Genomic DNA, 17,129 nt, shown 5'->3' with positions numbered 1-17,129 from the left:
GCAATTATTAAGACTGGATGGATTTCGTGTAAAACTGATCTCAATTACTTGGAAACGTAATAATCACACGTGTCCCTTCAAAGCTTTTGCTCTCAAAACGAATGGTACCGCCATGGCTTTCAATAATCTTAATGGTCATCATTAATCCAAGACCCGTGCCTTTTTCTTTCGTTGTGTAAAAAGGTTCACCTAATTTCCCAATCTCATCTTCTGGTATGCCCTTTCCTTGGTCTTCAAATATCAGCATCATTTGGTCGTTTTTCAATAATGAAGTCACTTGGATCACACCTGTTACTCCATCCATCGCTTCAATTCCATTTTTAAGAATGTTAAGGAACACTTGTTTCAATTCATTTGGAATGCCTTGAATATGTGGCAGTGAGGGCGCCAGATTCTTTTGAATCGACACTCCTTTTAAGACCGCCTGAGATTCAACGACCATAATGACTTCTTCGAGCAGAAGATTCACATTCACCGGTTCAAATTTAACAGATTTACTTCTAGAGAGCACAAGGAATTCGTTAATAATAGACTCAAGCCGATTAAACTCTGACATCATCACATCGGCATAATCCTTCTGATACTTTTTACTTTGAATCATTAGCTGTAAAAAGCCTTTTAACGACGTAAGTGGGTTACGTATCTCATGGGCAATACCAGCTGCAAGCTGTCCAACTGCTGACAGCATTTCAGACTTCATCAGCATTTTCTCAGACTGTTTTTGACTTGTAATATCCTCTGAAATCCGCATGACAGTAGACTGCATTTTGTCAGGGTCATCGATTCGGTGTAAAGAGACTCTTTCCCATCGCTCACGCCCTGATAAGTCCTGAAAATACAGCTCACCTGTCCAGCTGCCCTCTCTTAAACACACGTCCCATTGTTTCACTAGATCATCACATTGACACAACGCATAATAGACAGAAAAAATATCTTTTCCGATCAAGTCATATTCATGCTGTTGTACAAACTGACAAAAGCGCTGGTTGACACACTGAATGACGCCTTCTCCCGTTGCAACCACAATATGAATATGGCTGTTATCAAGTGCTGTCACCGCAAGATGAAGAGCCTGCTTCAATTTCGTCATTTCGGTCATTTTGATCCAGGTCATCACTGCTCCCTCGCGATCTTGATCATAGAAAGGCGTCATATGAACCGTGAATTGTTCTCCTTCGTTCGTTTCAATTTCACGTTCGATCACACGCCTATCTGAAATGACAGATTGAATATCATGATAGAGCATTTCCTTCGATAACTTCTTAACCATCGACTGAAACGTTTGCTGGTGCCGGGTTTGAGCTGAAGTGAATAAAGAGGTAGCTGTAGGAGTGTGATAGCGAATATTCATTTCCCGGTCCACAAACAACGTGGCAAGTTCTGGCTTCACAGACGGCCGGTACAGTTCTTCTCTTGTCACCTTTAAATTGTTTATAATATTAATAAAATGCTCGTTTGTTTTCTCGCGCACTTCTATTTGCTTGTTTTTTTCTTTTAATTGAGCCCTTGCTTCTTGCTCCTTTTGTTTGACCTCATTGAGCTCGTTTTCTAAATCGACAATTCGCTGTTGATAAACCGAATTCTGCTCTAACATCCCTTTGTCCCTGCCGTTCTTTTGATTTTTTCCTCTCTCACTCTTCCGAATGAGAATGACGTATACTCCTTTAAAACGGCGATCAAAATGTTTCACTGTAAAATCTGCATACTGCTTTCTTCCATTTTCCGAAATGAGGACATGTTGAAAAATAACCTCAGTCTCTTCAGTCCATACCTTTTGAAAGCTTTGACTTAGTATCTCTTTCATATAATCAGGGGTTACATATTCACATAATTCATCTGAGACTTCTGCATGCGCTAAGAAAGAATAGGCACCGTTTGATATCGCGAGGATTTTCTCGCAATCATCTATGATGAAACATGCATCATACTCCTGCTCTACTTCTTTCATATATTGAACAGCTCGTTCTTTTAACTCCGTATGACCTGCATTGTATTTAGGAACGTTTGAGTGGGTGTAAATGTTCCACTTTTCATTTAACAAATGAAATAAACGAGGGATATTGGGTACCTTTTCATTCGGTCCTAATATCAACATCCCTTGATCCTTTAGTGCATATTGGAATCGAGATAAGACTCGTTTTTGTACTTCTGGCTGGAAGTACATCAGAACATTTCGGCAACTGATAAAATCGAGGTGGATAAAAGGTGAATCGATCAATAAATTGTGAGGAGCAAAGACTATATGTTTTCTAAGCGACTGCTTCACAATAAAAGCGTCACCTTTTTTTTCGAAATATCGCGCCCTCCATTTTTCTGGCATCCGTGCCATAGACTCAAGCGAATAAACACCTTTGCTTGCACTTTGGATGGCTTTCCGATTGATGTCTGTTGCATACACTTGAAGTTCAATGGACACTTGTCTTCGTTTCATTTCTTCTAAAAATAACATCGCAAAAGAATAGGCTTCTTCACCTGTAGAACATCCTGCAATCCAAATGCGGCATCGAGATTTCCCATTTTTCATTGTATTATCAATGATCGACGGAATGATGTGATGTTCACATACTCGAAAGGCTTCCATATCTCTAAAAAAGGAAGTCGTGCCGCTTAAAAGCTGTACATGCAGGCGATCAAGCTCATCTGGTTCTCTCTCTAATAAACGATCGTACTCGGACAATAAGGAGATCGATTGGTTCGCACTCCTCATTCTTTTTTGAATGACAGAGAGCAGTCTGCGCTTCTCATAGGTTGAAAATGCAATTCCTTTATGCATTTCAAGACGTTCAATGATTCTGATCAAAACAGGGTCTGCAACATCTGTATGCGGAACGTTGATGATGTTGGCTATATATGACGCAAGTGCAGAAGGGTCTTGAAATGTTTGATGATACATACGATCAAACCCACTATTTGTCTCACTGCACGATATGGCTGTACCGCCTTGCTCAACGATTTGAAGCAAACCACTTCCTACACAATAGCCTTTTTGAAAAAAGATCGCATAGGCCTCTTCCTTTTGCACATTGGCAAGTGACTGAAACAACGAATTTACAGCACACGCCTTGTTCGTAGGAGGCTGCTCTGTTATGTGTAGCCGTTTGTCTTCTGTCAATGTCACAGCTGCATGCTGCGGACAAACATAAATCGTATTTTTCATGACTTTCTCACCATGCTTAATCGGCTTTGCCCGGTAGCCAATCGGTAAAACAAGTGCTTCCAAATCAGTTACACAATCGCCTGTCACATGATTTTGCACAACAATAAAAGAGGCATTTAATTCATGCGGAAATGATTGAAAAAAAGCCTCAAGATGATGCTGTTCAAACGGCGAAACACCGATGCCAATCACTGGTGCCTGCACATGTTCGTCTTCTATCAAACGATTAATGATTTTGTCCTGCATCTGGTACCCCCATGTTCATTCGTCTGATACATTTTTTCGACAAAAAGGAAGAAAACCCTCTAATTGTAAATAATGTTTTTTGCATGAAAGGAGGAAAACTTCCTCACATTAAAACAGACTGTATAAACAGAAGGAGGATTCTTTATGCAAAACGATCAGCAACCAAACGTTCAAGGACATGTCCAGCAGTCCCAATTCAATCATGGCGGGCATGAGTTATTTGATTTACATGAGGTATTAGCAGGGACCATTAATATTTTGGATCAATACATGATCTTTCGGCAATTTATCCAAGATCCCGCATTATCCGACATGTTAGATCGACAATATCAATTTGTATTGTCCCAGTACAACGTCACGGTAGATTGCTTTTCTACTGGTCAAAAGCCTAGTGAAGAAACATCTACTTATATGATGAAAGAACAGACACAGGTGACATACGGAATAAAACCATCTCAGCCTAAGAAGCCAAATCAATCATTACAGGATGTAAAAGATGCGGGAATTACAGGGCATATGCTTGGTCTCGTGAAATCTCATGCTGGATTACTCTCAATGACTGCATTAGAGGTCACAAACCCTGTGGTGCGACGTGTGCTTGCAGCGCAAATCCCGAACTTTATTGAAATGGCGTATGAAATTTTCTTATATCAAAACAAACATAGCTATTATCAAGTTCCGCAGCTTACAGCTCAAGATATGCAGGCGATGACGTCTACATTTGCCCCTATGCAGGGACAAGTGCAGATGCCGCCAAGCAAAGCCAATCAGCAAAAACCGCTTCATTAACCAAAAACAACGGCCAACCTATTTACAGGTCAGCCGTTGTTTCTTTGATAATTCAGTTTAAATTGCTCTTCAAAATCTGTGAGACGTTGTCCTGTCGCTTGTTCAAACCCTCTATCAAAACGACTAGTTTTCGCCGTTTCCTCCATGATCTCATGTATGACATCTCGTCCATAAAGCTGCACAAGCTCATAGATCATATAGTAGCTTTGTAAATAAACATCTGTCTCATACGTCGTGCGAGATTCTTGCCAGTCTTGATCAGAATAAAGAGATTTAAAAGGAATGACGTCAAACCGTTCAGACGTGGCGTTCAGCACATCATAGGCCGTCCATTCTGCTGTTCCTTCATGGAACCAAAGGGGAAAGACGACTGGAGATACATTGTATGCATGCACCTTTTCATAGAAAACGAAATGGGCATACTCATGAATGAATAACGTGTTGAAAAAGTATAAAGGCAGTGTCTCTTTCTTCAACAATTCTTCCCGTTTATCTGGGTATAATCCAATCATATGATCAACATCAGAATAAAAACCTGTAATATGCTTGATACCGGCAAATTGCTCAATCGTCTCTTTATCATCAAAATAAATGATATCTAACGGTTTGTCAGCTTCATACTGAAACACTGACATCGTTCTCTTCTTTGCCTGTTCCAGCGCTTCTATGGTCAAATCGACAAAGGCGCCCTCATCCTTTGCATAGTATATTCGAATATGTTCATAGACTTGCTTATTGAGTCCTTCCGTTAAGACCGTTTTAGGCGAAGAATGCTGCTCTAGATATTGCTCTGCCAGCTGGAACCCTACATAAATCAAGTACGCAGTGAACGCATAAAAAATCAAACCTGCTGCAATCATTCCGCTTACAAGTTTTTTATGAATTAATGACGGTTTTGCTTTCATTTACTCCCCACCTGAATTCATCCTGCAACCTCTTTCTCTCTATGAAAAAACAAAGATCAACAAGAGGTGATATATTTTTTACTTTATGCAGTCAGGTGCGCAAGGTGCGGTTCCAAACAAAAAAGCCGCATATGACATACGGCTTTTGTCGTAGCTATTTTGATTCAGGGAAGACACGTCGAACCGTTTCAGTAAACTCGTCGAAGAATCCTGAAATTGGCTCTCCACTTCTAATACGTTTTCCGTACCCTGCCATACGATCGACAAAGTCTGGATTAGCAGATACATACACATTATCAATTTGTTGATCCGTCGATTTGACTTTGTCAGAAATTTTCTTTTTCAAATCGTCTGTTACATCTCCGCTTTTATTGCCTTCAAGCACGACAGCAACAAATGCATTTTTCCCTGTGACAAGTACGTTCGCTGTTTTCACTTCAGACATGTTGGCAACAAGCTCTGATGCCTTATCTGCCACTTTCACCTTCTGAGGTGTTTGTACATTTGGTTGATCCTGTCTCATGTTGTCGTTCTTATATGTGACATTTTCGTACTGTCGTTTCATTGTTCCTCTTCGTTCATCGCCTTGGTTGTTCATTCCACACCCAGCAGTGATCAATGTTGGAACGAGTAATAAAGATAGCATCCATTTCTTATTCATCAATTTATTCCCTCCTTTTGCTCATAGGTTTTTCATCCAGCAGACTTTTTATGCACACATCCTCTATTTCAGAAAATGAATTCATAAATCAGCCTTGATTGGTCATCCTAAACATGATGAAGAAGTATCATCACGATCAAATGGAGGGATTCGTTTGTTTAAAAAGAGAAAAGGTATGAGTACTGGTGCAATGATCGCAGCATCAACAGCCATCATTGCATTATTTTCACCACTATTACGGAGAAGACTAAGCAGCATGACTCAAATGAATTTGTCCTCAATGATGAAAGGCAAAGATCAACACCAGCATGAGTCATCTCGTCATGAGTCCCATTCACATTCACGTAAAGACTCAAAAGGCACAGCTGAAGTAGGACAAATGATCAAGCAAGCATTCACCGCTGTCCAGCCAAATAAAACAAGCCAGCATCAAACATCATCAAAAACATACCAAACTCATCAGCCGCCGAGAGAGTCTTACGCCCAGTCTCTTCACATTGATGAAAGTGTCATGAATGTAATGGATGATGAATCTATTCAGCAAGTGCTCAATGACATCGAGCACAAATAACTAAAACAGGAGCCTTTTGAAGGCTCCTGTTTATTCTCCTGAAAAATGCTCTTTCACCATGATGCAGAAGGAAGGCAAGAAGGTGATTTCGATCGTGATAACAAACCGTTCCACACCATCTAATAGTATCAACAGCTCTTTTTCATGCTGCCGATCCTTTTTTATTTCTACATGTCGCACAGTTTTAAAGGCATATACTCCTAAAACGGATGCGTCCTTTTTTCGAACAGCCTTCAAAGAAAATTCTTGTACTCCAAGAGACATCGTCACCACAAATCGCTCTTCCTCATTCTCAAACCGAAACGTTAGATCTTGATATTCAATGGGCATATCTCGTTCAAATCCTTCATCAGGCCACGTCTCAAAAAAAGAAAGCCAGTCCGTTCGATCTGGAAATTGTTTTCTCCTCATTTTAAACCCCTCATAAGTGAAATTTTTATTAATTATCTTGTTTCCCCTTTTCTTTTGCAACAAATTTTAGTAATTTTAAAAAGGTGATTTTATTTTGCTAAGAGACCTCTTTATTAATTTAACAATTCTTGTCACTTTCCATTATTTATTGATGCTTGTGTTTAAAGAGAATTTTTTAAAAAAGGAAGACACCCTGCTCAGACAAATATATAAAGGAATGATTTCTGGGTTACTCGGTGTCCTCTTAATGTTTTTCTCTATTAAAGCAGGACCAGCCATCATCGATTTAAGACATATCCCCCTTATTTTAACGGCATTTTATGGAGGCATTGCACAAACGTTCATTGCAGCCTGTGTGATCATTATTGGCCGATTATTAATCGAAGCCAATGTCGCTTCTTTCATTAATATTTTTTCCATGATATTTATCGCCACAGCTTCTTTTTTAATTGCTGAGCGTCATATCAATCACGTCGTAAAAATGCTGTTATCTATTACCATGAGCAACGTCATAGCGACGATTTTATTTATCATCATCGTCAATGAAAGATCATTTGAACTGCATGCTGCCTATTGGATGTTCTCGTATATTGCCGGTTTATTTAACTTTTATGTCATTGAGCATCAAACAAAAGCGTATCAGATGTTAAATTTGTATAAATTCCAAGCTCATTATGACTTTTTAACTGGTGTTTTAAATAAACGGAAATTCGATGAAATATTAAGTGATGCTTTTTCTCTGAACTTAAAGCAACCTATCCATCAAATGTCCTTGATTTATCTAGACATCGATTATTTCAAAACCATCAATGATCAGTATGGACATCATGAGGGAGATATCGTTTTAAAAGAAATCGGAACAAGGCTAATTAAAAACACAAGAAGCTCTGATTATATTGGGCGAATCGGCGGTGAAGAATTTGCTGTGCTTTTACCGAATTGTTCCGTTGAAAAAACATGGCAAATTGCGGAACGTTTACGAAAAAAAATGGCGGATCAGCCAATTTATTTACAAAACGGAACATCGATTCACATTACGGTGTCAATTGGATGTGCTTATGATGCAGGAACAAGTGAAAACATCAAACAATTACCGATTATTGCAGACCAGGAGCTCTATAAAGCGAAGCAGGCAGGCAGAAACCAAGTGAGCTTTTCTGGACGAAAAAGAGAACACTTAACATAGGCTTTTTCCTCAATTTGTTAGCGCTAATTATTTTTAAAAAAGTTTTCGTATAACAGTTGTTTTTTCCCGCAAACACTGGTAAAGTAAAGGTAATTATTTTTGTTCGTATCATCTTTAAGAAGAAAGTTTTGAAAGAGTTTTCGTCTTTGAAGTTTGTGTAAGAGCAAGAATAGTGAATTTAAGCGTTAAGATCGCTTTAGGAGGAAATTTCATGTTAGAAGGTAAAGTAAAATGGTTCAACTCTGAAAAAGGTTTCGGATTCATCGAAGTAGAAGGTCAAGACGATGTATTCGTTCACTTCTCTGCTATCCAAGGCGAAGGCTTCAAAACTTTAGAAGAAGGTCAATCAGTTTCTTTCGAAATCGTTGAAGGTAACCGTGGACCACAAGCTGCTAACGTTAACAAAGCGTAATTTAAGAGCATCTGCTCTTTTAGCACTTTATAGAGTGAAGGAAAACCGCTCGGCTTTTATGCCGGCGGTTTTTTTGTGCAATAAAAAGAGAACCTGACGAAAGGTTCTCTTTTTATTTGTCCTTCTGCTTTAGTTTCTGTAAAGCAGAACGATACATATCATCATTCATTTTCGTCTCTGGTTCTTCTTCTTTGACAGGTGGTTCTGGCTGCTTAAACTTTTGAAGCGCCTGTCTATAGAAATCATCACCTGACGGAGCATCATCTGTCTGAGAAGGCTCTGACGCTTTTTCTTCCACTTCAGGCTCTACAGGTCTCGCCGCAACTTCTGGCTCGCTATGCGGCACGTCAGGATGATTCGATACATCTTCTTTGATCTCTTCCTTCTCGGCCGAAGCATGTCTGACATTGAACGCTACTAATCCGATAATGACTAGAACAGCAGCTACTAACGCTACAATAATCGTCGCCAAAAGAACCCTCTCCTTATCGCTTAAATGACGCAGTGACTGATGCTACACGTCTTCCTAATGCTTTCCCTAGCTCAATGCCTTCTGTAGAAATCACTTCATCAGAATCAATCGGGCACGTCACACCTGCTCCATAATAAGAGCCGTATAACGCATTTTCTGGAACATTTCCAGGAAGGCCGACCACAAGCATCCCTTGATGGAACATCGGCGTAATCAAATTATGCATCGTCATTTCTAAACCGCCGTGTGTTGTTGCAGTGGTACAGAAAACGGCACCGACTTTATCGATGAGTTTTCCTTCTGCCCATAAATACCCAAGACGGTCAATCCATGTCTTTAATCCAGAACTAATGGTACCAAAGTGACCAGGGCAGCCCCAAATGATTGCATCCATTTGATCAAGCTTGCGGATATCCGCATCTTTCACATGATCAATGAACACTTCAGCGTGCTCTGTTTCACCTGCGCCAGCTGCAATCGCTTCTGCAAGTGCTTTTGTATGGTCACCTTCACTATCGTATACGACATAAATTTTCATGTACGGTCCCTCCACACTTATCTTGCATCTTGGTTTGCTTCCTTAGGTGCTGGAAGCAATGTCATTTCTTGTTTCTTATCCTGCTTTTCTTTTCGCTTTTTATCCTTACGTACATCTCGCAGGAACAAGCTGAGAATCACACCCGCTGCACAGAATAATGTCACCCACATGTAAGCATCATTGATGCCCATCACATTGGAATCGACTTGTGCTTTCGTAAAGAGCTGGGTCGACACATATTTTTGAGCAGCTTCTGCTGTCATGCCCATATGGTGCATCACATTAGAGACAGCAGCTTGGAATGAATTCATAAAGAACGGATCAGCTGTATTCGTTTGATCTGCCATATTGGAATAATGGAATGTCGTGCGATTTGTATAAATCGTCGTGATCAAACTCGTACCGATCGAACCACTGATTTGTCTCAGTGTGTTTGACATCGCTGTACCATGACTGTTTAAATGTTGCGGTAATTGGTTCATCCCAGCAGTCATGACTGGCATCATTAAGAGTGACATACCAAAAGCACGTACTGCATACATGAGCACAATGTGACTATAAGATGTATCAATCGTCAGCCTTGTAAACTCGTATGTGGTGACAACCGTAATCAGCATCCCCACAATGGCAAGTGGACGAGGTCCAAATTTATCAAACAAGATCCCTGAAATTGGGGACATAATGAGCATCGCAAGTGCCCCTGGAAGCATTAATAGCCCCGATTGCAGTGCAGTAAACCCAACGAGGTTCTGCAAGTAGATCGGTAGTAAGAACATCCCAGTGTATAAGGCAACGGTAATAATAATGTTAATAACACTTGATAATGAGAAAATGCTGTATTTAAACACGCGGAAATCAAGCATCGGATTATCCGCTTTTAGCTGTTGGAAAATAAAGAGAATGATCGCAATCGCACCAATGATAATCGTAGATAAAACGATTGGATCTGTCCAACCATCACTTCCCGCTTCACTCACTCCGTATAGAAGCGAAGCAAAACCAACGATCGACAGAATCGCACCAAGAGTGTCCAGCTTGATTTTTTTAGGCTCTACAATATTTTTAAACATAAAGAAAGCCGCGATAATGACAATCGCACCGATTGGTACAAGTCCATAAAACATAATACGCCATGAATAGTGTTCAATAATATAACCAGATAACGTTGGTCCGACAGCTGGCGCAAACATCATCGCAAGACCAAAAATCCCCATTCCTTTCCCTCTGTTTTCTGGAGGGAAAATAAAAAGGATTGTTGTCATGACGAGCGGCTGTAAGATACCGCCACCGACTGCCTGAATCAAACGACCAATCAGCATCGTAGAAAAGTTTGGCGCAATACCGCAAATAAAAGTCCCTAGTGTAAATGAAATCATCGCCACGAGGAATAAGCTGCGCTGGCCAAAACGTGTGATTAAAAACGCAGATAACGGAATGAGCACACCGTTGACAAGCATGTAACCTGTTGTAAGCCACTGAATTGTCGTCGCACTCACATTAAATTCAGTCATTAAATGGGGCATGGCTACGTTCAAAAGCGTTTGGTTTAAAATCGCTACGAACAAACCGGCCATTAAAATGATCAGTAAAGACAAGGAGCCTGCTCCCTGTTTTGTCGCTGCAGGTTGATTTGCCATCTCAGACAACCTCCTTTCATTTTTTGATATCAGTCATCATTAAGAAGAAATTTTGACAGAAGCATTCATACCTGGAAGTACTTTGTCAGATGGATTTTTAATTGAAATTTTCACTGCTACTTTTTGTGTCACTTTCGTGTAGTTACCACTTGAGTTTGTTGCTGGCAGCATATTGAATGTTGAGTTTGTTGCATAACCAATTTGTTCAACAGTTCCTTCAAATGTTGTATCAGGATCGCCGTCTACAACGATGTCCACTTTGTCACCTTTTTCAATGTTCTTAATGTCTGTTTCTTTAATATTCGCTGTAATGTAAAGCTTGCTTAGGTCAATCGTTTCACCAAGAACTGTCCCAGGCTGCACTTGTTGGTTGTTTTGTACTTCTTTTTTGACTAATGTGCCATCAGCCACTGCTTTAATGTTTGTTTTTGCTTCTCCTTCAACTTTTGCAACTGTGCTGTCTTTTTGCACTTCGTCACCTTCATTGATGTCCCAGCCTTTGATTTGTCCAGCTGCTGGCGCTGTAATTTGGTACATGTCACCTGTCACTTTTGCTTCATCTGTTTTTACGAAGTTTGTGCTTTCGTAGTAGTAATAAGCACCTCCGGCAATAATGGCAAGAATCACAATAAGGCCAATAATATTCGTTAGCAATAAACGCCCTCTGTTCATGTTTTGTTTCTCCTTTCATGTATAAAAATATAGTGTCATCTGCTTTAGCAAACTTAGAATGCCCATCATCTGACAGATTATGAAACAAGATCATAGAGCTGCCTGTTTCCCCTTTTTCTACTCCGCTGAAAATGGTGTGCAGCCCATTTATACTTATTGTTCACTTATGAGCAAAAAGCAGAAAAAGAAGAAAAGACAATCGGCATCTTTTTTGAAAAACTTATATTTAACAAGATTAAATATTAATAAATGAAAATTGAAATGTCAAAGAGAAAGTTTTACTTTTTTTCTGGTGATCCCTTCCTTCTCCACACAAAAAACCTTTCAGCCCTTATGCTGAAAGGTTTTTTTGAATGTTCTCTTTAAGAAAGAACTTCTTCCTGCTGAAAAAATTTTTTTAATGCGAGAAAAACGTCTGATTTTTGCTTCAAAATATAATGCTTAAATTTCTCATCCTGAATATGTTTATATGCTGACATTAACGTAGAATGCCGATTATATTGATTCACTTCACCATAACAAAATAAATTGGCTTTTTTCATAATTTCAGAAACGAGCTTCACGCACCGTGCATTATCAGAGGTCAAATTGTCACCATCAGAAAAATGGAAAGGATAAATATTATATCGTGACGGAGGATATCGTTCGTCTATGAGCTCTAGTGCCTTTCGATAGACAGAAGAACAAATGGTTCCCCCGCTCTCTCCCCGAGAAAAGAAGTGCTCCTCGTCTACGACCTTCGCCTCTGTATGGTGGGCAATGAATTCGATCTCGACTGTCTCATACTTTGTCCGCAAGAAACGTGTCATCCAAAAGAAAAAGCTTCTCGCCATATATTTTTCCCAAAGCCCCATACTTCCGCTCGTATCCATCATCGCTAGGACAACCGCTTTTGATTCTGGTTTGGTGACTTCATTCCACGTCTTATACTTAATATCCTCTGGATAAATAGGATAAAAGGAAGGGCTTCCTGTCATGGCATTTCGTTTAAATGCTGACAGCATTGTTCGTTTTTTATGGATATTACCGGTTAACCCCGTTTTGCGAATATCATTAAACTCAATTTCCTCGACAACGATATCATCAAGTTCCTTTTGTTTAAGATTTGGTAGCTCCAGCTCACGAAATAGCGCTTCCTCTAAATCCATTAATGAGACTTCTGCTTCGTAATAATCATCACAGGCTTGATCTCCAGCACCTTGCCCCTTTCCCTGGCCTTGCTTACTGTCAGATCCATCCCGAGCGACCACATCGCCAACCTGGCTGTCTCCATCCCCCTGACCTACATGCTTATTCTTATCATAGTTGTACCGAATTTTATATTCATCTAAAGAACGGATCGGAATTTTGACCACATCTTTGCCATTAGACATGATGATGCTTTCCTCTGTGACAAGATCCGGCAAATTGTTTTTAATCGCCTCTTTGACTTTTTTCTGATGACGCTGCTGGTCATCAAAGCCTTTTCGATGGAGGGACCAGTCTTCCTGAGACACAATAAACTGACTTTTTTCTTGCCGGGACATCCATCCCCCTCCTCACCTTTTTGGACAATTCTTGTACCCATCGATTCCATTATCGTATGCTGGCCGTCGTCGAAATGACGATGATTTTTAAAAAAGACATTACCGGTGCTAGTTTGCGCCAATAATGCCTCCTTCATTTATTAACGATTCAGAAGACTGCCTACATATTTTAAGAGTTCATTTGCACTTGTAGAATTATAGCCATGCTCATCAATCAATCGCGCCACTACTTCATTGACCTTTTTCAACTGTTGCTCATCCGGCGTTTTCGTCGATGTCGTAATTTTCACGACATCTTTCAAATCGGCAAAGAGCTTCTTCTGAATAGCTTCTCGTAATCTCTCGTGAGAATTATAATCAAAGCGTTTGCCCTTTCTCGCATAAGCTGAAATCCGAATAAGGATTTCTTCTCTGAATGCCTTTTTGGCGTTTTCAGAAATGCCGATCTGCTCCTCAATTGAACGCATGAGCTTTTCATCAGGATTCATTTCTTCACCTGTTAACGGATCACGCAGTTTGTTTTTATTGCAGTACGCCTCGACATTATCTAAGTAATTATCCATGAGAGTTTTCGCAGACTCCTCATAGGAATACACAAATGCCTTTTGAACTTCCTTCTTCGCCATATCGTCATACTCTTTTCGTGCGACAGAAATAAAATTCAAATAACGTTCCCGATCTTCACTTGAGATCGATGGATGCTGATCGAGTCCTTCTTTTAAGGAACGGAGGACATCCAGTGCATTGATGGATTCCATGTTCTTTCGAATAATAGTGGATGAAATGCGGTTAATGACATATCTCGGGTCAATTCCGCTCATTCCTTCGTCATGAAATTCCTTTTTCATCTCATCAATATCAACAGATTGGAAACCTTCGACACTTTCCCCATCATACAGTCGCATTTTTTTCACCAAATCGATATCAGACCGCTTCGGCTCTTTCAGCCTTGTCAAAATAGAAAACATCGCAGCCACCTTTAGCGTATGCGGTGCAATATGAACATCTGAGACATCACTTTCTGAAATCATCTTATGATAAATGCGTTCTTCCTCTGTCACCTTTAAATTATAAGGGATCGGCATCACAATAATTCTTGAGTGTAAAGCCTCGTTCTTTTTATTCGAAATAAATGATCGGTACTCCGTTTCATTCGTATGTGCAACAATCAATTCATCCGCACTAATCAACGCAAAACGCCCCGCCTTAAAATTTCCCTCCTGCGTTAATGAAAGAAGATGCCATAGAAATTTCTCATCACACTTTAACATCTCCTGAAATTCCATCATTCCACGGTTCGCTTTATTGAGCTCTCCATCAAACCGGTACGCACGCGGGTCTGACTCTGAACCAAATTCAGCAATCGTTGAAAAATCAATACTTCCTGTTAAGTCAGCAATGTCCTGAGATTTCGGATCCGACGGGCTGAAGGTACCAATGCCGGTCCGTTTGTCCTCTGAGAAAAAGATTCGTTCCACTCTCACATCCTCAATGCGGCCGCCATATTCCTCTTCCAGCCTCATCAAGTTCAAAGGTGATAAATTCCCCTGCACACGTATGCCATATTCTCTATAAAAATCCTCCCGCAGATTTTGCGGAATGAGATGAAGCGGATCTTCATGCATTGGGCAGCCTTTAATCGCATAGACTGCGCCATGATCTGTCAGTGAATACTCTTCAAGCCCTCTTTTTAGCCTTGTGACAAGCGTCGATTTCCCGCCGCTGACTGGCCCCATTAACAATAAAATACGCTTTCTGACATCTAAACGTTTAGCCGCAGGGTGAAAATACTCTTCCACTAGCCTTTCCAATGATTCCTCTAAACCAAAAAGCTCCTGATCAAAAAATTTGTAGGTTCTGACCCCATTCTCCTCTTCAATCCCGCTGTCCTTAATCATATGATAAACGCGAGAATGAGCAGATTGAGCGACAAGTGGATTTTCTTTAATAATATCTAAATATTCGCTGAATGTGCCTTCCCATTTCAGTCGCTGCTCTTCTTCTCTGTGCTGTTCAATTTTCTTTAAAATATCCATATGAACCTCCTCTTTCAAGATTGAAGCTAGAAATCAGATACTGTTTTACAATCTATGCGGAGGCCTCCTATTACATGCTTTCGTTCTTCAAAATGACGAATTGGCAAACTGAATTGACAACCATCCGCAAGACCCTTCATAATAAAGGAAAAACAGGAGAAAAATGATCTTCATCTCCTGCTTTTCAAGGCGAACTTCACAACATATGAAACCGGCAGCGAAGGAACAAAGGGATAAGGGGGAGCTTATATGAGAACGGTCATTATGATGGGCGTCATCATTACGTTTTTAGTATCCATTTTCACAGCTGGCTACGAAGGCAAGCCTGGTAAATGAAAAAAAGGATGTTCCATCAGCGGAACATCCTTTTTCATTTCGTTCATATTTTCAGTACTTACATATTCACTGAAAGCGAGATGGGATCTCGGCTTTTATCATGTTCTTATATCAAATCTCGGTATTGCTGCTGGCGAAGCGCCTCATACACAAGAATCGCTGCCGTATTCGATAGGTTCAGTGAACGAACATGCTCTGTCATTGGTAAACGTAGACAGCGATCCATATTCCGTTCAATCAAATCTTTTGGCAATCCACTCGTTTCTCTGCCAAATACGAAGAAGTAGTCTTCATCTAGCTGCGAGTAATCGAACGTTGTATGCGGCTTTTGCCCAAACTTTGTGATATAGAAAAATTGCCCCTTCGGATGAGCCTCAAACAATTCATCTAATGAATCATGATAGACGACATTGGCATATTTCCAATAATCGAGTCCTGCACGCTTCAGCATTTTATCATCTGTCGAAAAACCAAGCGGACGAATCAGATGAAGTGTTGTATTTGTTGCTGCACATGTTCGCGCAATATTTCCAGTATTAGCTGGAATTTCTGGTTGATATAAAACGACATGAAGTCCCAAAAAAGTTCACCTCTAATTTTCTTTTCCGCTCAACATTATACCATTAACTATCCTTCGGAGCATCGTCCAAAATGTGAAAAAACGTATAACGAATACTAGGTGTATAAGCCGTTGAATCTTCATACGACCAGTAACGCATACGGCTGTCATACGTTTGTGCATTCACAAGAGGCATTCCGCCTTTATCATGATCAACGACAATGGTTGTATGATTATACCTACCGTCACCTTCAAAATCGTAACAAATAACATCACCTATTTGAAGCTCCTGCGGCTCCTTGAGCTTCTTCGCTCTCAACCCCGCTTTGGAATTCGCTAAATAATTTTTCATCGAATGTGCCACCGTCCAGCTGTAGCTCCACGTATGTGGACGAACCCACCAGCCAGATCCACGGTTCGGATATCCTCTCGTTGGCGCATTCCCTGCTTTTAGACATTGTGAAATAAAATTCGTACAGTTATCTTCGAAATTTTTATAGGCTGGATTCCGTTTATTCCAATACGTCTCAGCATATTGAACAGCTGCACGCCGGTCATAGTGAAAAGCTCTTCCAAATTGGTCTTCATTTTGGAAGCGCTCATCCACCTGATCTTCCTTTTGTCGTTCTTCTAACATCATCCGATCTTTCACAAGCATGTCGTTATAAAGAAACGCTTCTCTTTTCTCAACCTGTTCCTCTAAATAAAAAGAATCGTCTATATCCTTACAGACATAAGTGAGGTGCGCGAGATATTGTACTTGCTGAGCTCCATCATCTTGAATAGCTGAATCGAGAAGTTTTGCTTTTGCTTTCGCCTTGACAATCTCAACTTGTCTTCTTGCAAACAGCTCTTTCTTTCTCTCCACAGCGTCCACATCAGACATCAGCTGCGGCTGTTTGATCGTACTGCCATTTAATAAATATGCCAGTCTGTCTTCTAACGTTTGTTCTAATAATTGTTTCACACAGACACCACCAAACTTTTTTTAACATCTCTGTTTGGTTCATTCTAT

16 protein-coding genes are annotated in these 17,129 nt (G+C 40.3%); 4 read left to right on the top strand and 12 right to left on the bottom strand.

The annotated features are described in order from the left end of the window. Positions 1-40 precede the first annotated feature (40 nt). Positions 41-3,403 carry a CheR family methyltransferase gene (locus MHH31_RS04640; protein WP_342495333.1) on the bottom strand — a complete coding sequence of 1,121 codons (3,363 nt, stop codon included), beginning with the start codon at positions 3,401-3,403 and terminating at the stop codon, positions 41-43. Positions 3,404-3,547: 144 nt separating this feature from the next. Here MHH31_RS04640 and MHH31_RS04635 point away from each other — a divergent pair, with 144 nt between their 5' ends. Then, entirely contained in the window at positions 3,548-4,192 is a 645-nt protein-coding gene (locus tag MHH31_RS04635) for a spore coat protein (protein WP_047947129.1), read from the top strand. A gap of 29 nt (positions 4,193-4,221) precedes the next feature. On the opposite strand, the gene MHH31_RS04630 is transcribed toward MHH31_RS04635, so the two are convergent. Then, on the bottom strand, positions 4,222-5,097 hold the full coding sequence (locus MHH31_RS04630) for a hypothetical protein (RefSeq protein WP_138278319.1): 876 nt from the start codon (positions 5,095-5,097) through the stop codon (positions 4,222-4,224). Between the two features lie 154 nt (positions 5,098-5,251). Further along, the gene (locus MHH31_RS04625; protein WP_008349054.1) at positions 5,252-5,758 is read right to left on the bottom strand and encodes a YhcN/YlaJ family sporulation lipoprotein; all 507 of its coding nucleotides are present in this window, start codon (positions 5,756-5,758) and stop codon (positions 5,252-5,254) included. Positions 5,759-5,912: 154 nt separating this feature from the next. Between MHH31_RS04625 and MHH31_RS04620 the strand changes: the two genes are divergently transcribed. Further along, complete coding sequence (locus tag MHH31_RS04620; protein WP_342495332.1) at positions 5,913-6,329, top strand: spore coat protein; 417 nt, start codon at positions 5,913-5,915, stop codon at positions 6,327-6,329. 30 nt (positions 6,330-6,359) lie between these two features. On the opposite strand, the gene MHH31_RS04615 is transcribed toward MHH31_RS04620, so the two are convergent. Beyond that, entirely contained in the window at positions 6,360-6,740 is a 381-nt protein-coding gene (locus MHH31_RS04615; RefSeq protein WP_008349057.1) for a hypothetical protein, read from the bottom strand. 94 nt (positions 6,741-6,834) lie between these two features. Here MHH31_RS04615 and MHH31_RS04610 point away from each other — a divergent pair, with 94 nt between their 5' ends. Then, on the top strand, positions 6,835-7,926 hold the full coding sequence (locus MHH31_RS04610) for a diguanylate cyclase (RefSeq protein WP_041507546.1): 1,092 nt from the start codon (positions 6,835-6,837) through the stop codon (positions 7,924-7,926). Between the two features lie 211 nt (positions 7,927-8,137). After that, positions 8,138-8,338: a cold shock-like protein CspB gene (cspB, locus tag MHH31_RS04605; protein WP_008349061.1), complete on the top strand. Its 201-nt coding sequence runs from the start codon at positions 8,138-8,140 to the stop codon at positions 8,336-8,338. A gap of 112 nt (positions 8,339-8,450) precedes the next feature. Here the strand turns inward: cspB and MHH31_RS04600 are convergent, their stop codons facing one another. From MHH31_RS04600 to MHH31_RS04565, 8 genes are all read right to left on the bottom strand, one after another. Continuing rightward, positions 8,451-8,810, bottom strand: coding sequence for a hypothetical protein (locus MHH31_RS04600; RefSeq protein ID WP_017360371.1), 360 nt, complete (start codon positions 8,808-8,810; stop codon positions 8,451-8,453). Positions 8,811-8,823: 13 nt separating this feature from the next. Continuing rightward, the gene (locus MHH31_RS04595; RefSeq protein WP_046343038.1) at positions 8,824-9,348 is read right to left on the bottom strand and encodes a flavodoxin family protein; all 525 of its coding nucleotides are present in this window, start codon (positions 9,346-9,348) and stop codon (positions 8,824-8,826) included. Positions 9,349-9,365: 17 nt separating this feature from the next. Further along, the gene (locus tag MHH31_RS04590; RefSeq protein WP_041507548.1) at positions 9,366-10,985 is read right to left on the bottom strand and encodes a DHA2 family efflux MFS transporter permease subunit; all 1,620 of its coding nucleotides are present in this window, start codon (positions 10,983-10,985) and stop codon (positions 9,366-9,368) included. Between the two features lie 39 nt (positions 10,986-11,024). After that, positions 11,025-11,657 carry an HlyD family efflux transporter periplasmic adaptor subunit gene (locus MHH31_RS04585; protein WP_007497037.1) on the bottom strand — a complete coding sequence of 211 codons (633 nt, stop codon included), beginning with the start codon at positions 11,655-11,657 and terminating at the stop codon, positions 11,025-11,027. Positions 11,658-12,019: 362 nt separating this feature from the next. Next, a complete protein-coding gene (gene yhbH, locus MHH31_RS04580; RefSeq protein WP_342495331.1) occupies positions 12,020-13,183 on the bottom strand; it encodes a sporulation protein YhbH in 1,164 nt (387 codons plus the stop codon). Between the two features lie 140 nt (positions 13,184-13,323). Next, complete coding sequence (locus tag MHH31_RS04575) at positions 13,324-15,219, bottom strand: PrkA family serine protein kinase (protein ID WP_017360374.1); 1,896 nt, start codon at positions 15,217-15,219, stop codon at positions 13,324-13,326. Between the two features lie 442 nt (positions 15,220-15,661). Then, on the bottom strand, positions 15,662-16,135 hold the full coding sequence (gene trmL / locus MHH31_RS04570) for a tRNA (uridine(34)/cytosine(34)/5-carboxymethylaminomethyluridine(34)-2'-O)-methyltransferase TrmL (protein ID WP_003211950.1): 474 nt from the start codon (positions 16,133-16,135) through the stop codon (positions 15,662-15,664). A gap of 43 nt (positions 16,136-16,178) precedes the next feature. Next, positions 16,179-17,081, bottom strand: coding sequence for an amidase domain-containing protein (locus MHH31_RS04565; RefSeq protein WP_008349082.1), 903 nt, complete (start codon positions 17,079-17,081; stop codon positions 16,179-16,181). Between the last annotated feature and the right edge of the window lie 48 nt (positions 17,082-17,129).

Origin of the sequence: Bacillus sp. FSL K6-1033 (assembly GCF_038630765.1) — a bacterium.
Lineage (GTDB): Bacteria > Bacillota > Bacilli > Bacillales > Bacillaceae > Bacillus > Bacillus altitudinis.
Note: the sequence above shows the minus strand (reverse complement) of the source record. Positions and strands in the feature narration are given on the sequence as shown.